Raw genomic sequence first — 21716 nt, forward strand, 5'->3', positions numbered from 1 at the left:
AGGATTCAGACCGGGAGGCCCTCGCGGCGGGAGGGGCGGATGCCGTGGCGGACGGTGCCCTCGTCCAGCCAGCGGTCCAGGTGCGCCCAGGTGGCGGAACGGGCCGACCGGCCGGTCAGGACGCCGAGGTGGCCGCCGGGAGCGACCTCGAACCGGACCTCCTCGGCTCCGGTGAGGACGCGGGTGAGGGGATGGACCGAGGCGGCCGGGGCCAGGCCGTCGCCCCGTCCCGCGATGGCCAGGACCGGCACCCGGACCTCGCCCAGGCGGATGCGGCGGCCGCCCACCTCGATCCCGTCCACCACCAGGGCGTTCTCCCTCAACAGCGCGGAGTAAAGCTCTTCAATGGTGCGGCCGGGATAGGCAAGCATGGTGTTGGTGAAGTGATCGACCGCTTCGATCTGGGCCAGAAACTCTGTATTGTTGAGATTGGTCAGCATCGCGTAAGGACGCAGGACGTATTTGTCCAACCCCACGAGTTGATAAGCGCCCTTCACCAGCGGCCGCGGCACTCCCCCGAACAATGTGCTGACGACGTTCACCTCCATGCCCCGGGTGACCCGGGACAGGGGCCGCAGCGGTGCGGCCAGGCGCACCCGCCGGATGTCGATCGGAGTGGCGATCGCCGCCACCGAGGCGATCGGCAACTCCGGATCATCGGCGGCGGCGAGCAGCGAGAAGATGCCCCCGAGACACCAGCCCACCAGCTGGACGGGCTGCCCGCCGGCGTCCTTGCTGACCGCGCGGATCGCCCCCGGCAGGATCTCCCCGACCCAGTCCGCGAAGCCCAGGTCACGGTCGGCATAGCCGATCGGGCCGTAATCCAGCAGGTAGCTGAGCCTGCCCGCGTTCACCACGTGCTCGGCGAGGCTGCATCCGCGGCGGAGGTCATAGCAGCGCGCGGGCGCGGCCAGCGGCGGCACGAACAGGACCGGCGGACCGGCGGGGACGACCCCCTCGGGCGACCGGTAGCGATGGACCGAGCGCTTGGGCCCGTCGTCGATCATGACCGCGGGCATCGGGCGCAGGTCGGCGACATGCCCGTACAGCAGCTTGTGGGTGACGTTGGACGCGGCGGCTCGCAGGCTCCGGGGGGAGAAGAACATCGCGCTTTTTTCCAGCTCCATTCAGGGACGGGCCCGGGGGCTTTCTCGCTTCGTTCGCTCGCTCACGTATTTTGTACACCCGCTTCATCGAAACTCATATTGTGCATTCGTGAAGCGTGTGTTAAATCGTCCCGGCAACCTGACCGAAAAGCGGCGGCCGGACGACCGACCGGTCATTGCTGACGGCGCCATCGCGGCGAGGGAGGGGCCCGATGTTCCGTCGCGGCGGCGGCATCGCGCATAATGCCGTTACACCCCGTAGTAGTCGCGCTACGGGTCAGGCCGCCAGGGCGGGTGCGTGATGACGTCCCTCAATCCGGCGCGTTCGCAGGGAACGGCACCCGGGAGCGCGGTGCCGCGCGCCCCTGCCGCCGGGCGGCGGCGATGGTGGCGTCGGCCCGATCCCGGCCGCGCGGCGCTGGCGCCCCTGCTGGCCGCGCACCGCTCCGCCTGCCCGGCCGCCGACGAGGACGAGCTGCTGCGCGGCTACGAGATCGCCGAACGCCTTCACCGTGGCCAGCTGCGCAAGTCGGGCGCCCCCTACATCACCCATCCGCTGGCGGTGGCCATGATCCTCGCCGGCATGGGGATGGACTCCACGACGCTGGTGGCCGCGCTCCTGCACGACACCGTCGAGGACACCCCGTACACGGTCGGCGAGGTCCGGGCCGACTTCGGCGAGGAGGTCGCGGTCCTGGTCGACGGTGTCACCAAGCTGGACGGCGGGAAGTGGGGCGACCGCGCCGAGGCCGAGACGTTCCGCAAGATCGTGCTGGCCGCGGCCGCCGACCTGCGGGTGCTGGTCATCAAGCTCGCCGACCGGCTGCACAACCTGCGCACCCTGCGCCACCAGCCGCCGCACAAACAGGCGCCGTACGCGGCCGCGTCGCTCGAACTGCTGGTTCCGTTCGCCGAACGCCTGGGAATCCACGTCCTCAAGCGGGAGATGGACGACCTCGCCTTCGCGGCGCGCGAGCCCGAGCGGCACGCGGCGGCCGACCGGGCCCTCAGGTCCGCGCTGACCGGCACCGGCGTCACCTTCGGCCCCGCGATGGCGCGCGTGCGCGCCGGCCTCAGGGAGCAGCACGTTCGCGGCCGCGTCGAGATCCGGCCCCGGCACGCGTACGCGGTGCACCGGCAGCGGGAGGGCGACGTCGAGGGGATGCGCGCGTCCGAGGCGGCGCACCTGCTGCTCCTCATCGACGGCGGCGTCCAGGACTGCTACATCGCGCTCGGCGCGGTGCACGCGGCGCTGCACCCGGTTCCCGGCCAGGTGAAGGACTTCATCGCGCTGCCCAAGTTCAACATGTACCAGTCGCTCCACACCCGGGTGATCAGCCCGGCCGGCGACCCGCTCGACGTCATCATCCGCAACCACGTCATGCACCCGGTGGCCGAGTACGGCATCGTCGCGCACATCCGCGACGCGGGGAGCGGCGTGGCCACCGCGGTGGGCCGCCGCGACCTGGCGTGGCTCAGCCGGTTGCTGGCCTGGCAGTCGGACGTGCCGTCGGCCGAGTTCCTCGCCGGGCTGCGCGCCGACCTGGCCTCGGGCAACCTCGCTGTGTTCACGGCGTCGGGCGAGGCCGTCACGCTGCCCGCCGGGGCGACCGCCCTCGACTTCGCGTACGCGCTGGGCACCGAGACCGGCGACCACAGCATCGGCGCCCTCGTCAACGGGCGGCTCGCCGCCCTGTCCACCGAGATGCGCAGCGGCTACGTGGTGGAGATCCTCACCGACCCTCGCGGCGCGCCCTCGGCCGAGTGGCTGCGGTTCGCGGTCACGACTCCGGCGCGGGTGCGCATCCAGCAGCGGCTCGCCCGGCAGCGGGCCGAGGAGGCCGCCGACCTCGGGCGGCGGCGCCTCGTCCGGGCGCTCGCGGGACGGCAGATGGACCTGCTGGCGGCCGAGGCCCACGGCGACTCGCTGGCGGTCGCCAAGGACCTGGGCTACTCCGAGCCCGACGAGATGTACGCGGCGCTCACGCTGGGCTCGCTGCGGCTGGACGACCTGCTCTCCCGCTTCGCCCGCGCCTGACGCCGGGGGCCTGCCGGCTCACGCGAGCCTGGGCATACGCTGGCTGTGAGGTGATCACATGAGCGAGGTGCCGTTCGAGCTGGGAACCGATGGGCCGCGGGTGATCGTCACCGGCGTGGACGGCTCGGAGACGTCCCTGCGTGCCGCCGCGTACGCCTGGGGACTGGCCCGGCGCAGCGACGCGCGGCTCGTCCTGGTTCACGTCTCGCCCCTGGCCGCGCTCTCCGCCCTCACGCCGGGCGGGGCGGCGGTGATGCGCGAGGCGGGCGAGCAGGTCGCCGCCGAGCTGCGCGAGGAGCTCTCACGGGCGGCCGAGCGGGCCGCCGTCCGCTACGAGCTCGTCACCGAGCAGGGCGATCCGTACCAGGTGCTGGCCCGCGTCGCCGACGAGGTGAAGGCGGACGCGGTGGTGGTCGGCGCCTCGGCGCAGGCGGGCCACCGGCTGATCGGCTCCGTCGCGGTACGCCTGGTCCGGGCGGGCCGGTGGCCGGTGACCGTCGTCCCCTGATTCCCCGGGCCGCGGCGCGGGTAGTGATCGGTGACCGGGCGTTCAGGAGAAACCGTGCGTGATCCTTTCTTGACGGAGATCGGCTGGGCCGACGGCACCATCCGGCTGGCGGGCCGGCTCAAACGCGAGGCCGGCGTGCCGCGGCACATCGAGCTGCTGCTCCGGGAACGCGACGGCGACCGCGTGCTGAGGTTCCCCGCCACCGCCGGGCCGCCGGAGGCCGCTGAACGAGTGCGCTTCGAGGCGGAAGTCGACGTGCCGTCCGCCATGGACGGCCGGGCGCTGCCGTGCGGCCTCTGGGACCTCGAACTCGCGGTCGACGAGGGCGCCACCCCGCTGGGACGGGACCGCGACCCGGCGATCGACGTCTCGCCGCGGCGGCACTTCCTCGCCGACTCCACGACGGTGACCGTCTACTTCACTGTGCACGGCACGCTCGCCCTCGACGTCGGCGGCGCGTCCCACACCGCCGGGACCACCACGGCCCACGCCGTGGAGTGGAACGTGCGGGACGAGGAGCTCGTGGTGACCGGCCATCTCGCGGTCCGCGGCGCGACCATGCCGGTCTCGGCGACGCTGGCGCTCCGGGAGCACGACACCGGCCGGGTGTACGAGGTCATCGCGATGCTGGACGCCGATGCCGAGGGCCTGGCCTACCGGGCCGACATCCCGATGACCCGGGCTCTCATCGACGACCCGCTCCCCCGCGGCAGCTGGGACGCCTACCTCGTCCTGGGCTTCTCGGGCCTGCACCGCGAGCTGCGCGTCCAGGCAGCCGAGCGGGCCGCAACAACACGAGTCTGGCGGCGCCTAAGGCACCTGCGGATCAGCACAACCCGATCCCCAGAGCCCCTAACGATCCGCGTCAGCTAACAACACCCCGCCTCACCAGCCGCCGGGGAGCAGGGGGTGGCGCGGTGGTGATGGTGGTGGGGGCGGGTCACGGCGGCGTAGCAGGGCGGTGGTGAGCGTCGCCAGCAGGGCGACGACGACGCATCCGCCGACGAGGTTGAGGAGCCCGGTGGCCGCCGCGACGGAGAACGAGCCGCGCAGCGTGAGCGGCAGGAGCGACACCATCAGCACGGCGAGGCCGCCGATCCAGCAGAACGCGCGCACGGGCCGTGCCGCCGCCACGGCCAGGATGTGCAGGAGCGCGGTCGTCTGGAGCGTCGCCGCGCCCGCGAACGTCGCGTAGGTGGCCGCGGCGGGTTCGGGGTCGAGGCCGCTCCCGCCGACCGGGACGGCGATGCCGAAGAGGCCGCGCAGGAGGAGCACCCCGGTGAACATCATCCCGGCGGCGATGAACGCGGTGCCGACACCGCAGGCCCACACGCGGCGGAGATCGACCTTCGGCCGGGTGGTCAGCGACTCGTGCAGCGAGACGAACTCGTCGAACCGGCTCATCGGCAGGGGCTCGACAGGCGGCGCGACCGAGGTGCGGCAGCGGAAGAACCGCTGCCAGGGCGGACGTAAGCCGGGCATCTGGTGGCGTCCGGCGCCTCCTGGCATCTCCCCCATGTCCCCTCCCCGGTGCGACGAAAGAGTGCTACCCGGGACCGTTGGGAAAAACTCCCTTCACTCTGCCAATTTGTCGCCATTCGACCACCGCCGGTGGACCCTTTTCGCAATTACGGAATTACTGGCTATCGTGGAGAGGGTGTCCACCACAGACGACCGGATCAGCGCGCTCGAAGCCCGGGTGGCGGAGCTCGAGGCGCGGCTGCCCAAAAGCGCGGCATCCGGGGCCGCCGCTGATGACACCGGGCAGGTACGGTACGGCGGCGACGCCCGCCTGGGCGGATACGAGTGGACGTGGGACGTCGTCCGCAGCCCCGGTGAGCTGCTCAAACTCCCGGCCGGACCGCTGGCCGCCGTGCTCCAGGCCGCCGGGCATCCCGCCCGGTTCGAGGTACTGAGGTCGTTGCTGACGGGCCCCCGCACGGTGACCGAGCTGCAGTCGGAGCTGGGGCTCAACTCGACCGGCCAGCTCTACCACCATCTGAAGGCGCTCTCCAGCGCCGGCCTGATCGAGCAGACCGAGCGCGCGGTCTACCGCCTGCCGGCCCAGGCCGTCTTCCCGGTGCTCGCCCTGGCCGCCGCCGCGTTCGACGTCACCCAGGCCCGCCGGACATGAGACCGCCCCACTGCGCCGGGCGCGGTGGGGCGGGCGGGGCATGGCTCAGTCGAGCTCGGCGGGCGCGCTGCCCAGGACGGGCGAGTCGGCCTCCAGCTCCTCATCGGGTGAGTGGTAGCTCAGCAGGCCCTCCGGGCCGAAGACCGCCCGCGTGAGGGACCCCAGCAGGCAGACGACCTCGCCGACGAGGCTGCTGAGAACGCCCTTCATCTCGGCCTTCGGCTGCTGCGGGCACTCCTCGACCGGCGGAGCGGTGGCCGTGGTCATTCCGCTCAGCGACGACACGGTGCCCTCCGGCGGCCCGTCCTCGATCGAGACGACCCTGTCATCCCCGTCGTAGATGACGCCGGCATTGATGGTCCAGCCGGCGGGCAATGCGATGGCCTTTTTCTGGGCGTTGTAGAGAGTGGTCCCTTGAATGTAATAACCCGGTGGGAGCTTCTGTGCGACGCCGGTCGCGGCGGCGCCGGGCATAACGGGCGTCTCATCGGCGACCGCCGCACCGGCCGGTGAAATCGCCATGGCGCCCAGGCCCCCGATGACGACCGCCCGCTGCCATCCCCTAATGGTCATGCTTTCTCCAGTGATCAGGTCCCGTCAAATTGTTCGGAGATTATGTCCGGGCGATCCTGTTGGCATTGGCACGACCAGGTAAAGTTCCTGAAATGGAAGAGGGGACCCCCGAAAGCGCCCCGCTCCGGGAATCCCCTCTGTCTCAGGAGGTCTTGATCAGACCTGGCCTGCCTTCTCCAGCGCGGAGCAGCAGGTGTTGACCAGCAGACGCGTCACGTTGTACGGGTCGATGTTGGCGTTCGGGCGGCGGTCCTCGATGTAGCCCTTCTTCTCGACCTCGACCTGCCACGGGATGCGCACCGAGGCGCCGCGGTCGGAGACGCCGTAGCTGTACTGGCTGTAGTGCGCGGTCTCGTGCTCGCCGGTGAGGCGCTCCTCGATGCCGTGGCCGTAACCACCGAGGTGCTCCTCGACCTTGCCCTCGGCGCCGAGCGCCTCGCACGCGGTGATGATGGCGTCGTAGCCCTCGCGCATGGCCTTGGTGGAGAAGTTGGTGTGCGCGCCGGCACCGTTCCAGTCGCCCTTGGCCGGCTTGGCGTCCAGGGTGGCCGCGACGTCGAACTCCTCGGCGATGCGGTAGAGCAGCCAGCGCGCCACCCACAGGTGGTCGGCGACCTCGGCCGGGCCCGCCGGGCCGATCTGGAACTCCCACTGGCCGGGCATGACCTCGGCGTTGATGCCGGAGATCTTCAGACCCGCTTCGATACAAGCATCGAGGTGCTTCTCGACGATCTCGCGGCCGAACACCTCGTCGGCTCCCACACCGCAGTAGTACGGACCCTGCGGGGCCGGGAAGCCCACCGCCGGGAAGCCGAGCGGGCGCCCCTCCTGGAAGAAGGTGTACTCCTGCTCGATGCCGAACCAGGAGTCCTGGTCGGCGAACTTCTCCGCGATCGGGAGCAGCTTGGCCCGGTTGTTGGTGGGGTGCGGGGTGCCGTCGACGAGGTAGACCTCGCACAGCACCAGCTTGTTCTCGCCGCCGCGGATCGGGTCGGGACACGCGAAGACCGGCTTGAGCACGCAGTCCGAGTTGTCACCGGGCGCCTGGTTGGTGCTGGAGCCGTCGAAGCCCCAGTCCGGCAGCGGGGCACCGTCGGCGAGGACCTTCGTCTTCGAGCGGAGCCGCGCGCTGGGCTCGGTGCCGTCGATCCAGATGTACTCGGCCTTGTAGCTCAACGTCTGTCCCTTCGTCACAGCCGACCTGTCGGTGTTTCCGGCCTCTGAGTCGGCCACGAAGAGCGTGACAATCACCCATTTCGGACCTGTTGCCCAAATGTGAACGCCATGTTAAACGCCACCTGACCAGCCCGAACAACAATGAGAGACCGGTCACACCACAAGATTTCGGCCGACAAAGGCGCACACTAACGCACGAACCCCCTGGGCCGAGCACGACACACAAACACTCGGGGCACGACACACGAACACTCGGGGGCTGAGCACAGTGCACCCCGCCACACGAGCGCCCGAGAGGCGAGCACGACGAGCAAGGTGCCGAGGGCTAGGCGCAACACGCACCACCAGACCGGCACACCAGGGGGCCGAGCACGGTACGCAAGGTGCCGGGGGTTGGCACAGCACCCACTGCTCGGGGGGCTGAGCACGATGCGCAAGATGCCGGGGTTAGGCGCAGCACGCACCAGCGGGCCAGCGCTCCGGGGGCTGAGCACGATGCGCAAGATGCCGGGGTTAGGCGCAGCACGCGTCAGCGGGCTAGCGCTGAGGGTTCGGCGCGGTGCGCGAGGTGTGGGGGGTTGGCGCAGTGCGCGCTAGCGCGCGAGCACCTGCGGGGGTTTGGGGGTCGCCCCCCAAAAGGCATAGCGGCCCCCGCGGGAAGCCGCCCGAAGGGCGGCGACCAACAGGGGCCGGCTCGTGGGCGCGGACGGTTTCGAACCGCCGACCGCTCGGTTGTAAGCCGAGAGCTCTACCCCTGAGCTACGCGCCCTGAGCCGGGGGTTCGTCCCCGGCGACCGGGCAAGCGTACCCGGTCCGGGGGGACGTTCGCGAAACGGTTACGGTTGCTGGTCGGGGCCGTCCTGCTCGGCCAGGAAGCGCTCGAACTGGGCGCCGAGCTCTTCGGCGGTCGGCATGTCCTGGTCTTCGGCGAGGAGGTTCTCGCGTTCGGCCGCGCCGGCGAACGCGTCGTACTGCTGCTCCAGGGCCTTGACGACCTTCTCGACCTCGTCGTTGCCGGTGACCTGCTCGGCGATCTCGGCGTCGGTCTTGACCGCGGCCTCGCGCAGGGCGTCGGTCGGGATGACCAGCCCGGTCGCGTTGACGACGGCCTCCAACGCGGCGACGGCGGCGGCCGGGTAGGCGGACTGGGCCAGGTAGTGCGGCACGTGGACGGCGAAGCCGATCGCGTCGTGGCCGGCCTCGCCGAGGCGGAGTTCCAGGAGGCCGGAGGCGCTGCCGGGCACCTGGACCTTGTCGAACCAGGAGGACCGGGTGATCAGCTCGGGCCGGGTGGCGTGCGAGGTCAGGCCGACCGGGCGGGTGTGCGGCACGCCCATCGGGATGCCGTGGAATCCCACGACCAGGCTGATGCCCAGCTTTTCCACCAGCGACCGCACCGAGGCGGTGAAGCCCTCCCAGAGGCGGTCGGGCTCGGGGCCGGTCAGCAGCAGGAACGGGCTGCCGACCTCGTCCTTCATCAGATGGACGACCAGCTCGGGGGCCTCGTAGGAGGCCCAGTGGTCGCGGTCGTAGGTCATCATCGGCCGCCGCGCCCGGTAGTCGATCAGCGAGTCGACGTCGAATCGGGCGACCACGCGGTGTTCGAGTGCGTCGAGGAGGTGTTCTCGCACGAGCTGGCCCGTGGACCCCGCGTCCACGAAGCCGTCGAGGCTGTGGAGGAGCACCGGCCCGGCCAGCTCCGGCAGGTCGGTGTCCAGCTCGTACAGGTCCTCAGGGTTTTGCACCGTCTCCCCCACATCTTCACGTCGATGTCTCAACACTAGGACATGGGAGGGAGGAGACCATCCTCTGTTCGATTGACGTCCTCCCCTCGGGATCGAGGGGATTCCAACCTGTGGCCTCAGCAAAGAGGGCAGGTTGAGGTTCGCGGTTCGTCCGCCCGGGCGACCCCGAGCGTTCCCGCGCAGCGACCGCCCGTCCGGCGGCCGACGCAGCTTGCCGCGCTGCGTGGGCGATGTTGCCGGCCGCGTTCACGTCGGCGTTGCAGGCCAAGTTGCAGGACCGACACCGGAAGACGGCTTGGCTCTCACGCGCCGCCCGGTCCGTGGTCCCGCACGCGCTGCAACGTTGCGAGGTGTACGCGGGGTTGACCTTCACGACCCTTCCAGGGGCCTTGTGCTCCAAACGGGCCACCAGGGCACCCCAACCATTGGCCAGAATCCCCCGGTTCAGGCCCGCTTTCTGGGCGACGTGCGGCCCGGCTGCTCGACCGTCCCGCGCGCCGAGGCGGTCATCGCGCTGATGTGCAGGTCCTCGACCGCGATGACGTCGAAGCCGCGGGCCAGGGCGGTACTGGTCTGCTCGACCCGGTCTTTACGCTGGTCGGCTTCCTTGGCGCGTAGCCGCGCCACGGCAGCCCTGAGCTTGGCGCGCCGGTTCGATCCGGTCTTGGCGCGTCCTAGCTTGCGGGCCAGCAACGCCAGGCGCCGGGCCTGGCCGGGGGTCAAGCCGTGCACCGACAGCAGTTCGCCCGTGGACAGCGCCGCCGAGACCGCCACACCCCGGTCGACTCCGACGGTACGGCCGTTGCCGGGTGCGGGGATCGGGTCGGGCACATGCGCGAACGCCACATGCCACCGCCCAGCCCGGTCCCGGGTGGCCCGGTACGACTTCACGCCGTCGGGGACGGGCCGGGACCAGCGGAATCGCACCCGTCCCACCTTCGGGACTTTCACCTCACCTACTTTGCGGGACAGGCGGCGGACGTCGTCGGCCTTGACCGCGACGATCCGGAATCCCTCGTGCCGTCCAGCCTTGCGCCACGTCGGCCGCCGGTGCGTACCGCCGAAAAAGTTGCTCATCGCCTGGGAAAAGTCCCGCAACGCCTGCTCCTGGGCGGGCGAGGGTTGAAGCCGATACCTGGTCACGCTCAGCAACCTACCGACCACCCCCGACAAATCCCGGAGGCCACGGTGCAGCATCGTGCCGCGTTCCCGCCCCGCCCCGAAGGGCGGGCCATCCACGCTAAGAACGCACTGTGAAGACCCGGCTGGCGAGGAAGTCGTCGGGGCGCAGGGTGGTCAGCTCGGCGCGGCCGACGGGCGTGCCGTCGGCGAGGAGCCGGTTGGCGTGGCGGAGCCGGGCCCGTTCGATCGCGTTGCGGACGGAGCGGGCGTTGGCGAAACGGGGCTGGTCGCGGCGGCGTTCGAGGTAGTCGCGGAAGATCGGGACGGTGTCCTCGGCGAGGGTGTAGCCCTCGCGGTCGAGCATCAGGTGGCCGATCGCCTCCAGCTCGTCGGTGGAGTAGTCGGGGAAGTCGATGTGGTGCGCGATGCGGGAGCTCATGCCGGGGTTGGACGCGAAGAACGCGTCCATGCGGTCCCTGTAGCCGGCCAGGACGACCACCAGGTCGTCGCGCTGGTTCTCCATGACCTGGAGGAGTATTTCGATGGCCTCCTGGCCGTAGTCGCGTTCGTTCTCGGCGCGGTAGAGGTAGTACGCCTCGTCGATGAACAGGACGCCGCCCATGGCTCTTTTGAGGACCTCTTTGGTCTTGGGAGCGGTGTGGCCCACGTACTGCCCGACCAGGTCGTCGCGGGTCACCGAGACCAGGTGGCCGCGCCGGATGTAGCCCAGGCGGTGGAGCAGCTCGGCGAGGCGGACGGCCACCGTGGTCTTGCCGGTGCCGGGGCTTCCGGTGAAGCACATGTGCAGGTTGGGCCGACCGGAGGTGATTCCGAAGCGGGAACGCAGGCGGTCGATGAGGAGCAGCGCGGCGACCTCCCTGATCCTCGTTTTGACGGGGACCAGGCCCACAAGGTCGTTGTCGAGGGCGTCCAGGATCTCGTCGGCCTGCGAGTCCTCGCGTTCCCGGGCCAGGTCGATGCGCGCGTCCGGCCGGAGGGGCTCCCCGGCGCCCGCCTCAGCGGAAGGGGACGCCGGGGAACCGTCCTCGGGCGAGTCGCCTGAACCGTTCCCGGTGGGCCGCATGCCGAATCCGGGTCTTTCGCTCATCGGGATCCCTCCTCGGAACGGCCGTGACCTCGTCACGCGTAGCGATCGCCCTGGGGGCGGTCGAGCGCGTACGGGTGGACGCGGACGCGGACGCGGCGGTCGCTGGTCTCCTCACGGTCCAGGCGGAAGCCGGGCTCCTCGGCCGGACGCTGGACGAGGAACGACAGGGCCGTGGTCTGCCTGCCATAACGGGCGTCGTAGGCCGTCAGCCGGACATAGTGGTTCGGGTAGGCGCGCCGGCATTCGTTGATCTCGTACAGGACGGCGGCCGGGTCGGTCATGTCGAACATCGGCAGCCCCCACATCTCCCAGTACGAGTTGCGCGGGTGCGGGTCGTCGGTGAACTCGACCGAGCAGGGCCAGCCGTTCTCCAGCGCGTACGCGATCTGCGCGGAGATCTCGTCGTCGGTCAGGTCCGGGAGGTACGAGAACGTGCCTTGGGTGATCCTCATCAGACGCTCACAGGTGTCTCGACGACGTCGGGGGTGTCGGTGGACTCGTAGGTGAACGTGATGTCGCCCCAGGTGGACAGGGCCACGTCCAGCTCCCGGCTCTTCTTGGCGGCGGCGCGCAGGATGTCAGTGCCCTCGCCGAGGAAGTCGCGACCCTCGTTGCGCGCCTTGATCATCGCCTCCAGGGCGACGCGGTTGGCGGCGGCGCCGGCGGCGATGCCCATCGGGTGGCCGATCGTCCCGCCGCCGAACTGCAGGATCACGTCCTCGCCCAGGTAGTGCAGGAGCTGGTGCATCTGCCCGGCGTGGATGCCGCCCGAGGCCACCGGCATGCAGCCGGGCATGGACGCCCATTCCTGGTCGAAGTACAACCCCTTGATCGGGTCGGCCGGGATCCTGTCCAGGCGCAGCGTGTCGTAGAAGCCGGCGACGCTGTTGGGGTCGCCCTCCAGCTTGCCGACGACCGTGCCCGCGTGGATGTGGTCGACCCCGGCGAGCCGCATCCACTTGGCGATGACGCGGAAGCTGACGCCGTGGGTCTTCTGGCGGGTGTACGTCGAGTGCCCGGCGCGGTGCAGGTGCAGCAGCATGCCGTTGGCGCGGGCCCACTTGGCCATCGACTGGATCGCCGTGTAGCCGACGGTCAGGTCGATCATGACGATGACGCTGCCGAGCTCCTTGGCGAACTCGGCCCGCTCGTACATGTCCTCCATCGTCGCGGCGGTGACGTTGAGGTAGTGGCCCTTGATCTCGCCGGTGGCCGCCTGCGCCTTGGCGACGCCCTCCATGCAGAACAGGAAGCGGTCGCGCCAGCGCATGAACGGCTGCGAGTTGATGTTCTCGTCGTCCTTGGTGAAGTCGAGCCCGCCGCGCAGCGCCTCGTACACGACACGCCCGTAGTTGCGCGCCGACAGCCCCAGCTTGGGCTTCACGGTCGCGCCGAGCAGCGGACGGCCGTACTTGTTGAGGTACTCGCGTTCCATGACGATGCCGTGCGCCGGCCCCTGGAACGTCTTCACGTAGTGCGTGGGGATGCGCATGTCCTCCAGGCGAAGGGCCTTCAGCGCCTTGAATCCGAAGACGTTCCCGATGATGGACGACGTCAGGTTCGCGATCGACCCCTCCTCGAAGAGATCGAGGTCGTAGGCGATGTAGGCGATGAACTCGCCTTCCTTGCCCGGCACCGGCTCCACGCGGTAGCACTTGGCCTGGTAGTTCTCGTACGAGGTGAGCCGGTCGGTCCACACCACCGTCCAGGTGGCGGTGGACGACTCGCCCGCCACCGCCGCGCCCGCCTCCTCCGGCGGCACGCCCGGCTGCGGCGTGATCCGGAAGGCGGCGAGGATGTCGCTGTCCTTCGGCTCGTAGTCCGGCCGCCAGTAGCCCATCTCGGCGTACGGGATCACGCCCGCCGACCATCTGCCCTCGCTCATCGCCACTCCTGCTTCTACGGCGGCGGGCCGCCCCCGAAAGGGCGACGACCCAGGGGAGGGAGCGGCCCGCCGCGTGTCCGTGGACGGTTCGAGCGTGCCCCGGCGATACTTGCGATGTCCATCAAGTGTTTCGCGGTGAGGCTTGAGCGATGACTGAATCCAGGCTGCGGTCGCTGCTCGCGCTGGCGGAGACGGGGTCGGTGCGGGCGGCGGCGCAGCGGTTGTACGTGACGGAGTCGGCGGTGTCGTCGGCGATCACGGCGCTGGCCCGTGACGTGGGCGTTCCCCTCGTCCAGCGGGCCGGACGGGGCGTGCGGCTGACCCCGGCGGGCGCGGTGTACGTCGGCTACGCGCGGACGGTGCTCGGGCTCCTCGAACAAGGCCGGGCGGCGGCGCGCGGCGAGGCCAACCCGGCCCGGGGCTCGCTCCGGCTGGCGGCCGTCACCACCGCCGCCGACCAGATCCTGCCCGGGCTCCTCGCGGGCTTCCGGGACCGCTGGCCGGACGTCGAGCTGACCGTGGAAGTCGGGCCCAGCCGTCACCTGTGGCGGCGGCTCGCCGATCATGACGTCGACCTCGTGCTGGGCGGCCGCCCGCCCGCAGGCGTCCCTTCTCAAGTACTGGCGACCCGGCCGAACGACCTGGTGGTGGTGGCCGCACCCGCCGTCGCGGAGACGTTCTCACTCGGCACGACACCGTGGGTCATGCGCGAGCCAGGCTCGGGGACGCGCGCGACAGCCGAGGCCTACCTGACCGAACACGGCGCCGGACCGCCGCAGCTCGTCCTCGGCTCCAACGGTGCGGTCATCGCGGGCGCGGCGGCCGGGCTGGGCGCCGCCCTCGTCTCCCGCGACGCGATCAACGACGAGCTGGCCGCCGGCCGCCTGGCCATCATCGACGCCCCCGGCACCCCACTCGACCGTCCCTGGCACGCGACCACGGCCCCCGCCCCCACCGCCACCACCCGGCTCTTCGTCACCCACCTCCGGCAAGCCCCCAACTGGCACGCCCCCGCCACCCGCTAGCGCACAGGCGACACTCCCCCGCCACGCCACACGGTAAAAGCCCAGGCAGCCTCCCCGGCCCCAGCCACTCGGTAAAAGCCTGGGGCGGCTTCCCGCCACACCACCTGGTGAAAGCTCAGGCGGCTTTCCGCCACGCCGCTTGGTGAAGCCAGGGCCGCGCTTTCCGCCGCCGCCTGGTAAAGGCTCGGCCTCATCGCCGTGTCTCGGCCGGCGGGTGAGGCAGGTCACTGTTATTGGATATGGAGTCTGGTAGACGGTGTACCGGGCAGGGGACAGAATCGAGTTCGGGAATCCGTGATGTGGAGGCGTGGCACATGGCCGGCGAACGTCCGTACGACATCGTCCTGTTCGGCGCGACCGGGTTCACCGGCGAGCTGACCGCCGAGTACCTGGCCGAGCACGCGCCCGCCGAGACGCGCTGGGCGCAATCCGGCCAAGCTGGAGGCGGTGCGCGACCGGCTGGCGGCGATCAACCCCGCGTGCAAGGAACTGCCGCTGCTGCACGCCGACACCACCGACGTTCCCTCCATCGAGGCGGTCGCGCGCGCCACCCGCGTCGTCATCACCACGGTCGGCCCGTACGTCAAGTACGGCGAGCCGCTGGTCGCCGCGTGCGCCCGGGCGGGCACCGACTACCTCGACCTGACCGGCGAGCCGACGTTCATCGACCGCATGTACGTCCGCCACCACGCCGAGGCCGTCCGCAGCGGCGCCCGGATCGTGCACGCGGCGGGCTTCGACTCGATCCCGGCCGACCTGGGCGTCTACTTCACGGTCAAGCAGCTTCCCGAGGGCGTCCCGCTGCACGTGGAAGGGTTCGTGCGGGCCAAGGGCGACGCGTCGGGCGGGACGTGGCACTCGACGATCGGGATCTTCTCCGATCTGCGCGGGATGGTCACCGCCGAACGCGAGCGCCGCCGCCTGGAGGGGTCTCTCGAAGGGCGGAAGGTGCGGATCTCACGGCGGCCGGCTCCCAGGGCCCGGGCGCGCTGGCCGCTGCCGTTCCCGGCGATCGACCCGCAGATCGTGACCCGGTCGGCCGCGGCGAACGAGCGTTACGGGCCCGACTTCTCCTACGGGCACTACATCGCGGTCAAGCATCTTCCGGTGGCGGTGGGGGTGGCCGTCGGTGCCACCGCCGCCGTGGCGCTGGCGCAGCTCCCGCCCACCCGTTCCCTGCTGCTGCGCCTGCGGGCGCCGGGCGCGGGGCCCTCGGCCGAGCAGCGCGCCAAGCACTGGTTCAGCGAGAAGTTCGTCGGCGAGGGCGGCGGCGAGCGCGTCGTCACCGAGGTCAGGGGCGGTGACCCCGGCTACGGCGAGACCGCCAAGATGCTCGCCGAGTCGGCGCTGTGCCTGGCGTTCGACGACCTCCCGGAGACCGCCGGGCAGGTGACCACCGCGACGGCGATGGGCGACGCGCTGATCACCCGGCTCGACCGGGCGGGCATCACCTTCCGGGTGTTGTCCGGGGGGCCCGCGGCCCGGGGATGACGGCCTCGACCGTCGTGCCGACCCCGGGACGGCTGGTCACGGTGACCTTGCCGCCCAGCAGCTCGGCGCGTTCGGCCATTCCCCGCAGCCCGTAGGAGTCGGGACGGCGGCCGGGCGCGAAGACGTCCTGGATCGAGAAGCCCGTGCCGTCGTCGATCACCCGCAGCCGCACGCGGTCCCGGTCGTGCTCCAGCACCAGGTCGACGCACGACGCCGACGCGTGCCGCAGGCAGTTGCCGACCGCCTCCTGGGCGATCCGGTAGAGCGCCGTCTGGACGTGGTCGGGCAGCGCGTCCTCCAGCTCACCCTCGACGGTGACCGTGATGTCGAGGGACGATCCGGGCGCGTCGGCCTCGCGGGCGAGGGTGGCGAGCGCCGCCGAGAGCCCGAGATCGTCCAGTACGGGGGGACGGAGGCCCCCGATGGCCGCGCGTGATTCGGCGGCGGCCAGGTCGCACAGTTCCCTCGCCAGCACGATCTGGGCTGCGGCCTCAGGATGGTGGTCAGGCAGGGCCCGCTGTGCCGCCGACAGGTGAAACCCGAGCCCTGCCAGCCGTTGCGCTATGCCGTCATGGATTTCACGGCTGAGACGTGAACGTTCTGCCTCTTGAGCCTCGACGGCGCGTTCGGCGAAGCGTTCGGCCGCGTGCTCGCGTTCCTGCGCTGTACGTAGCCTGCGGCAGGAGCAAAGCACGGGCGCGAACAGCTCGGCCAGCGCCGCCACCAGCGTCGCGTCCTCAGCCAGCACCGCCCCTGCAGCGCGGACGTCGACCACGGCGATCGTCGCATTGCCGCTGCGCACGGGCACGGCGAGGCCGCGGCCGTCGGCGTGCGGGCGGGGACGGCCGTGCGCGGCGACCCAGCCCGCGTCGCCCTCTCCCAGCGGCACGGCGGGCCCCGACCATTCGAGGGCGCGCTCGTCCTCGTCCAGCACGTACACGTCGCAGAAGGTCAGCGCCGTGGCCGACCGGACCACCAGCCCCGCCAGCTCCTCGGCCATCTCCGGCAGCGCCCGATCCGAGCACGCGACCGTCACGATGCGGATCAGCAGGTCCTGCCCGCGCCCGGCCACCTGATCAAGCGGACTCAACAAAGCACACCCGACGCCAGACCTGCACCCGCCGAACCTGCCACGCCAGACACACCTGCCGCGCCCGACGAGGTCGACGCTGAGGCAGCCGACGTCGAGCCTGCCGCCGACCCCGACCCCGACCCCGACGCCGCCGACTCCGACTCCGACGTCGAGCCTGCCGCCACCCCTGAAGCCGAGGCCGCCGATGCCGATGCCGAGCCTGTCGCCGCCCCTGAGCTCAAGGCCGCCTCTTCCGAAGCCGACGCCGTCACCGGAAGAGGCCTTCCCTCAAAGCGACGGCGATGGCCGCTGAACGGTCGGTCACTTCGAGCTTGCGGTAGAGGGCGCGCAGGTGGCTCTTGACCGTCTCCTCGCTGAGCACCAGCCGCGCGGCGATCGCCTTGTTGGAGAGGCCGCCGACCAGCAGCGACAGGACCTCGCTCTCGCGCTGGGTGAGCCCGCGGTTGGCGCCCGGCCAGAACTCGCCGCGGGTGAGCCGGGCCGCGGTGACCGCCATCCGGCCCGCCAGCGTCGGGTCGACGACCGTCTCGCCCTGGATGACCTCCTCCAGCCGCCGGACCAGCTCGGGGCCGTCGACGCGTTTGAGCAGGTAGCCGCCGGCCCCGGCGCGAAGGGCCTCGAAGACGTACTGCTCGTCGTCGTACACCGACAGGAACACCACGCGGGCCTCCGGCACCTGGCGGCACAGCGCCCGGCAGAGGTCGAGCCCGCTCTCCGGGCCGAGCCGGACGTCCAGGAGCACCACGTCCGGCCGGAGCGTGGTGACCAGCCGGGTCGCCTCGGCCGAGCTCCCGGCCTGCCCGACCACGCGCACGCGCCCGGTGAATCCCGCCAGCATGGCCTGCAGCCCGGCCAGGATCATTTCGTGGTCGTCAACGAGGACAACGCGTACGGGAGCGCCCATCCCGGCACGATAACAACCGAAGCTACTCACCAGTAGCCCTACCTTCGCGACCCCGGACGGACGGACGTTTCCCCCCTATCTCCCCCGAGGTCTCCCCCGCTCGGGGGAAGAGCACTCCGCGCGGCGGGCCTAGCGTCCAGAGGGACAACTGAACACCGCCGGACGGAGGAGCCAGAGTGCCCCATCGGATCGTGCATATGCTCCGGGCGCGCGGATCGGTCCGCCGCCCCGTCATGCTCGCCATCGCGGGGGACAGCGCGGCGGGCAAGACGACACTCACCAGGGGGCTCGTGCAGTGTCTGGGGGCGGACCGGATGACAGCGGTCTGCGTGGACGACTATCACCGCTACGACCGCGGGGAGCGCGCCGGGAAACCGTTCACGGCGCTGCATCCCGACTACAACCACATCGACATCATGGAGCAGCACCTGCAACTGCTGTCGATGGGCGAACCGATCCTCAAACCGGTGTACGACCACGCCACCGGGGAGCTCGTGCGGCCGGAACTGGTCGAGCCACGGGACTTCGTGATCGTCGAAGGTCTGCTGCCCCTGCACACGCGGCTCGCCCGCGCCTGTTTCGACATCACCGTGTACCTCGACCCGCCCGAGCCGCTCCGGCACGGCTGGAAGGTGCAGCGCGACTGCCAGAAGCGGGGTTACACCCCCGAGCAGGTGACGGCCGAGCTCGAACGGCGCGAACCGGAGAGCGCCGCCTACATCCGGCCGCAACGGCGCTGGGCCGACATCGTGGTGCGGTTCGCGCCCGTCGCCGCCCGGCACGACCCGCCGGGCACACCGCTGTCGGCCGAGCTGCTGCTGCGGCCGACGATCGACCATCCCGAGCTCGGGCCGGTCATCGACGAGGCCGCGCCGGCGGGCGGCAAGAACGCGATGCACCTGCGCCTGCACCGCGACACCGACGGCCGCCCCGTGGACGCCCTGCACGTGCACGGGTACGTGTCGTCGGAGGAGTCGCGGGTCGTGAAGAAGGCAATCTGGGAACGCCTCGGCCCGCGGGCCGGCGACCTCGACCACGAGGCGCTCGGCCGCTTCGGCGACGGCGAGCTGAGCGACCCGCTGGCGATCACCCAGCTGCTGCTGCTCTACCACCTGCTGGACGCCGACCACCGGCAGGCCGCCTGAGGCCGGAACTCCGCGGATCGCGCGGGGAGGCCCCGGAACACCCCTTCCGGGCCGCGCGATACGCGGCTGCCAGGAGGGCACCCCAAAGGGCGCGCGGGTGCCCTCCTGGCGTTACCTTCGAAATCCCGGTCTACGGGGCCCAGGCGTTGCTAGGCCTTCACTTCGGTGGGGGTCAGCTCGTGCCAGGGGATCTCTGGGCGGTCGGGGGCCACGATGGCCAGTGACTGGCCGCCGCGGACGATCTCGTCCGGGTGGGCGGCGAGCCGGAACTGCGCGTTGGGGCGATGCGACTCGCCGACGGCCAGCAGCGTGCTGCCCCGCCGCAGCAGGAAGATCGCGACGTCCAGACGTGGCCACTCCCCCGCGCCGTCGGGGATGTTCACCCGGAACAGCGACGAATCGGCGTCGAGCGTGCTGGCCAGGTTGTGGTAGATCCCCGCGATGCCGGGGTTGCGGATCGCGACCGCCACCACCGCCGGGTCGTCGATGTCCACGGGCTCGATGTCGGGGCCGATGAGGCCGAGGGCCCGGTCGATCTCGGCCCGGCTGCCGCCGTCGTGGACGCCGGCCAGCTTGTGGATCTGTGGCCGATCGTGGTCACGCAGGTAGGCGCTCACGCCGAGCATCACCCGCACCGTCTCGTCGTCCGTCCGCCCCGCCACCAGGACGGTCCGCGCGTCCTCCAGGCAGGCGCGCGCGAACGCGGTGTCGTCGTAGGCGATGACGTCGTACAGCGAGGGGTCGGGGTTCTCGCCGCTGAGCTGGTCGTCCCAGAAGACCGTGACCACCGGCGTCTTGACGAAATCGGTGTCGGCGCGGAGCTGCTGGATGATGGCCCGCAGCCCGTTCCGCTCGTACCCGATGATGACGATGTGCCGCTTGAGGTGCAGCTGCGCCTGGCCGTTGGCCTTCAATGTCCTGCCCTTCGCCATCCAGAGCGTCAGTTCCGCGAACAGCATCAGCCCCGCGGTGAGCCCGGCGGTGACAACGATCATGCCGCCCAGACGGCCGCCGGCCGTCTTCGGGAAGAGATCGCCGTAGCCGACCGTGGTGCCGCTGACGAAGAAGTACCAGACGTAGTTCAGCGGTTGCTTGATGTCGGCGCCGGGCTCCTCGAACACCGCGATGAGCACCCAGCCGAGCACCGCGGCGGCGAGCAGCACGAGCGCAGGCCCGCGCCAGGCCCGGGTGCCGATCCGGTGGACCAGGCGCATGAACAACAACGGCATCGGCGGCTTCCCGTCTCGTCTCACGGCTGCTGCGACGCAGAGTCGCAGCCCGTTCGAGCGCCGTCAACCCTCGATAAGTCGAGGTCAGCTCTTGATCCGGTCCCGCAGCCGGAGATCGGGCACGCTCATCGGCCGGAGATCCCGCCCGCTCAGCCGAAGATCATTCGACCGGACGGAGCGGCGGCCGGACGTGGCCAATCACCGGGCCGGAGATGGCCCGGCACCACCTCGCGGCGGCGCGAGGCGGCTCGGTCGCCGCGGGAGCGGCTTGGAGGCGGCGCCAATGGGACGGCCGGACGTGGTCAATTGCCGATGGGGCCGCGCCGCAGGACCCTGCTCAGGGCCGCGGCGACCTCCTCCGACAGGCCGGAGTCGCCGGGCGGCGCGCCGGAGCGCACCAGGTCCCGGTCATCGGCGGGACCGTCGTGGTCGCGGACGGCCTCGCGGGTGTGGCCGCAGTCGCGGCACTCCACCTCGCCGAGCCGGCAGACGAGCGCGGCCGAACCGCAGGCGGCACACCGATCGAGGTCGGCCGCCCAGTCGTGTTCGGTCTGGCAGCGGGGACAGACCAGCACCTGCCGATCCGCCTGGACCCCGCGGCGCCATGGGCTGGCGCCACGGGCGGGGTCGGTCTGCCGCGCCCCGCATCGGAAGCAGGGCATCACACCTCCAGCGGTGCGGGGACCGGGTCCGCCCACGTCACGGACGGACCCGGCCCTTCGAAACTAGATGTCGGCGAGCGCCTTGCGGTACTCGTCGAAGTCGCGCGCTTCGGCCGGAGGATGCACGACCTTCCAGCGCACGACGCCCTCAGTGTCGATGATGAAGGTACCGCGAATCGCGATGCCCTTGGCGTCATCGAACACACCGTACGACTGCGCGGCGCCTCCGTGCGGCCAGAAGTCCGACAGCAGCGGGAACGTGTACTTCTCTTGCTCGGCCCAGGTGCGCAGGGCCCAGACCGAGTCGACCGACACGGCGAGGACCTGGACGTCGTCCTCCCCGCCCAGCGTCGGAAGCTCGTCTCGGATGGTGCACAGCTCGCCCGTGCACACACCGCTGAAGGCCAGTGGGTAGAAGACCAGGACGACCTTCTTCTTCCCCCGGAAGTCCGACAGCTTCACCGGGGTGCCGTGCTGGTCCTTCAACTCGAAGTCCGGTGCCGCGTCGCCTACCTCGACCGCCAATGCATCTCCCCGCGGATCACCCCCGCTCACCGGCGGGGGAACGTCCGTCCCCCACGGCCGTGGAGAACGCGTGCGCGCCCGAGCGCGCGACGGCGGACCGAGTCCGCCCCGGCCAGTCTGCCACCCTCCGGCAGCGACACGACAAGCGCCGCCCACCCGACGCACGGCGCCCGCTGGACAGGTGGCCCACCGGACGGGCGGACCACGACGGGTGCAGGGGCCGCCGGACACGCGAAGGCGCCGGACG

The 21716-nt window shown here is 71.1% G+C and carries 21 protein-coding genes, 1 tRNA gene and 1 pseudogene; 7 read left to right on the forward strand and 16 right to left on the reverse strand.

Annotated elements, in window-relative coordinates; all coding sequences use genetic code 11:
- Positions 1 to 5: 5 nt before the first annotated feature.
- Complete coding sequence (locus ACGFNU_RS28155) at positions 6 to 1127, reverse strand: alpha/beta fold hydrolase (protein WP_392598302.1); 1122 nt, start codon at positions 1125 to 1127, stop codon at positions 6 to 8.
- 280 nt (positions 1128 to 1407) lie between these two features.
- On the opposite strand from ACGFNU_RS28155, the gene ACGFNU_RS28160 reads away from it, so the two are divergent.
- From ACGFNU_RS28160 to ACGFNU_RS28170, 3 genes are read left to right on the forward strand one after another with little or no spacing between them, the layout of a single operon-like run.
- On the forward strand, positions 1408 to 3144 hold the full coding sequence (locus tag ACGFNU_RS28160) for a RelA/SpoT family protein (RefSeq protein ID WP_392598304.1): 1737 nt from the start codon (positions 1408 to 1410) through the stop codon (positions 3142 to 3144).
- A gap of 58 nt (positions 3145 to 3202) precedes the next feature.
- Positions 3203 to 3652: a universal stress protein gene (locus ACGFNU_RS28165; RefSeq protein ID WP_392598306.1), complete on the forward strand. Its 450-nt coding sequence runs from the start codon at positions 3203 to 3205 to the stop codon at positions 3650 to 3652.
- 54 nt (positions 3653 to 3706) lie between these two features.
- Entirely contained in the window at positions 3707 to 4525 is an 819-nt protein-coding gene (locus tag ACGFNU_RS28170; protein ID WP_392598308.1) for a hypothetical protein, read from the forward strand.
- A gap of 12 nt (positions 4526 to 4537) precedes the next feature.
- On the opposite strand, the gene ACGFNU_RS28175 is transcribed toward ACGFNU_RS28170, so the two are convergent.
- Positions 4538 to 5134 (reverse strand): DUF6069 family protein, encoded by a 597-nt coding sequence (locus ACGFNU_RS28175; protein WP_392598310.1) that lies wholly within the window; start codon positions 5132 to 5134, stop codon positions 4538 to 4540.
- A gap of 175 nt (positions 5135 to 5309) precedes the next feature.
- Here ACGFNU_RS28175 and ACGFNU_RS28180 point away from each other — a divergent pair, with 175 nt between their 5' ends.
- Positions 5310 to 5786: an ArsR/SmtB family transcription factor gene (locus tag ACGFNU_RS28180; RefSeq protein ID WP_392598312.1), complete on the forward strand. Its 477-nt coding sequence runs from the start codon at positions 5310 to 5312 to the stop codon at positions 5784 to 5786.
- Between the two features lie 45 nt (positions 5787 to 5831).
- On the opposite strand, the gene ACGFNU_RS28185 is transcribed toward ACGFNU_RS28180, so the two are convergent.
- From ACGFNU_RS28185 to ACGFNU_RS28225, 9 genes are all read right to left on the reverse strand, one after another.
- Positions 5832 to 6359, reverse strand: a complete 528-nt coding sequence (locus tag ACGFNU_RS28185) for a hypothetical protein (protein ID WP_392598314.1) — start codon at positions 6357 to 6359, stop codon at positions 5832 to 5834.
- A 156-nt stretch (positions 6360 to 6515) separates the two neighbouring features.
- The gene (gene glnII, locus ACGFNU_RS28190) at positions 6516 to 7553 is read right to left on the reverse strand and encodes a glutamine synthetase GlnII (RefSeq protein ID WP_392598315.1); all 1038 of its coding nucleotides are present in this window, start codon (positions 7551 to 7553) and stop codon (positions 6516 to 6518) included.
- Between the two features lie 679 nt (positions 7554 to 8232).
- Positions 8233 to 8304: transfer RNA gene (locus ACGFNU_RS28195), tRNA-Val, on the reverse strand.
- A 67-nt stretch (positions 8305 to 8371) separates the two neighbouring features.
- Entirely contained in the window at positions 8372 to 9280 is a 909-nt protein-coding gene (locus tag ACGFNU_RS28200; RefSeq protein ID WP_392598317.1) for a proteasome assembly chaperone family protein, read from the reverse strand.
- Between the two features lie 16 nt (positions 9281 to 9296).
- A complete protein-coding gene (locus ACGFNU_RS28205) occupies positions 9297 to 9689 on the reverse strand; it encodes a zinc ribbon domain-containing protein (RefSeq protein WP_392598319.1) in 393 nt (130 codons plus the stop codon).
- A 35-nt stretch (positions 9690 to 9724) separates the two neighbouring features.
- Positions 9725 to 10423 carry an RNA-guided endonuclease InsQ/TnpB family protein gene (locus tag ACGFNU_RS28210; RefSeq protein ID WP_392598321.1) on the reverse strand — a complete coding sequence of 233 codons (699 nt, stop codon included), beginning with the start codon at positions 10421 to 10423 and terminating at the stop codon, positions 9725 to 9727.
- 97 nt (positions 10424 to 10520) lie between these two features.
- Entirely contained in the window at positions 10521 to 11510 is a 990-nt protein-coding gene (gene cbbX / locus ACGFNU_RS28215; RefSeq protein ID WP_392598323.1) for a CbbX protein, read from the reverse strand.
- A 32-nt stretch (positions 11511 to 11542) separates the two neighbouring features.
- Complete coding sequence (locus ACGFNU_RS28220) at positions 11543 to 11962, reverse strand: ribulose bisphosphate carboxylase small subunit (RefSeq protein WP_392598325.1); 420 nt, start codon at positions 11960 to 11962, stop codon at positions 11543 to 11545.
- The gene (locus ACGFNU_RS28225) at positions 11962 to 13395 is read right to left on the reverse strand and encodes a form I ribulose bisphosphate carboxylase large subunit (RefSeq protein WP_392598327.1); all 1434 of its coding nucleotides are present in this window, start codon (positions 13393 to 13395) and stop codon (positions 11962 to 11964) included. Before ACGFNU_RS28225 ends, ACGFNU_RS28220 begins: the two co-directional genes overlap by 1 nt.
- 149 nt (positions 13396 to 13544) lie before the next feature.
- Here ACGFNU_RS28225 and ACGFNU_RS28230 point away from each other — a divergent pair, with 149 nt between their 5' ends.
- Together ACGFNU_RS28230 and ACGFNU_RS28235 are read left to right on the forward strand one after the other, a co-directional pair.
- Complete coding sequence (locus tag ACGFNU_RS28230; protein WP_392598328.1) at positions 13545 to 14420, forward strand: LysR family transcriptional regulator; 876 nt, start codon at positions 13545 to 13547, stop codon at positions 14418 to 14420.
- Positions 14421 to 14734: 314 nt separating this feature from the next.
- Positions 14735 to 15911 (forward strand): annotated as a pseudogene (locus ACGFNU_RS28235) (saccharopine dehydrogenase family protein).
- Here ACGFNU_RS28235 and ACGFNU_RS28240 read toward each other — a convergent pair.
- Entirely contained in the window at positions 15868 to 17001 is a 1134-nt protein-coding gene (locus ACGFNU_RS28240; protein ID WP_392598330.1) for a histidine kinase, read from the reverse strand. The pseudogene ACGFNU_RS28235 and the gene ACGFNU_RS28240 overlap by 44 nt on opposite strands.
- 250 nt (positions 17002 to 17251) lie before the next feature.
- Positions 17252 to 17908 carry a response regulator gene (locus ACGFNU_RS28245; protein ID WP_392598332.1) on the reverse strand — a complete coding sequence of 219 codons (657 nt, stop codon included), beginning with the start codon at positions 17906 to 17908 and terminating at the stop codon, positions 17252 to 17254.
- Between the two features lie 176 nt (positions 17909 to 18084).
- Here ACGFNU_RS28245 and ACGFNU_RS28250 point away from each other — a divergent pair, with 176 nt between their 5' ends.
- Positions 18085 to 19053, forward strand: coding sequence for a phosphoribulokinase (locus tag ACGFNU_RS28250; protein ID WP_392598334.1), 969 nt, complete (start codon positions 18085 to 18087; stop codon positions 19051 to 19053).
- 149 nt (positions 19054 to 19202) lie between these two features.
- Here ACGFNU_RS28250 and ACGFNU_RS28255 read toward each other — a convergent pair whose 3' ends face one another.
- From ACGFNU_RS28255 to ACGFNU_RS28265, 3 genes are all read right to left on the reverse strand, one after another.
- Positions 19203 to 20282: a potassium channel family protein gene (locus ACGFNU_RS28255; RefSeq protein WP_392598336.1), complete on the reverse strand. Its 1080-nt coding sequence runs from the start codon at positions 20280 to 20282 to the stop codon at positions 19203 to 19205.
- A 302-nt stretch (positions 20283 to 20584) separates the two neighbouring features.
- A complete protein-coding gene (locus ACGFNU_RS28260) occupies positions 20585 to 20944 on the reverse strand; it encodes a hypothetical protein (RefSeq protein WP_392598338.1) in 360 nt (119 codons plus the stop codon).
- Positions 20945 to 21007: 63 nt separating this feature from the next.
- Positions 21008 to 21469 carry a peroxiredoxin gene (locus tag ACGFNU_RS28265; RefSeq protein WP_392598340.1) on the reverse strand — a complete coding sequence of 154 codons (462 nt, stop codon included), beginning with the start codon at positions 21467 to 21469 and terminating at the stop codon, positions 21008 to 21010.
- Positions 21470 to 21716: the final 247 nt, after the last annotated feature.

This window comes from Spirillospora sp. NPDC048911, assembly GCF_043198015.1.
Lineage (GTDB): Bacteria > Actinomycetota > Actinomycetes > Streptosporangiales > Streptosporangiaceae > Spirillospora.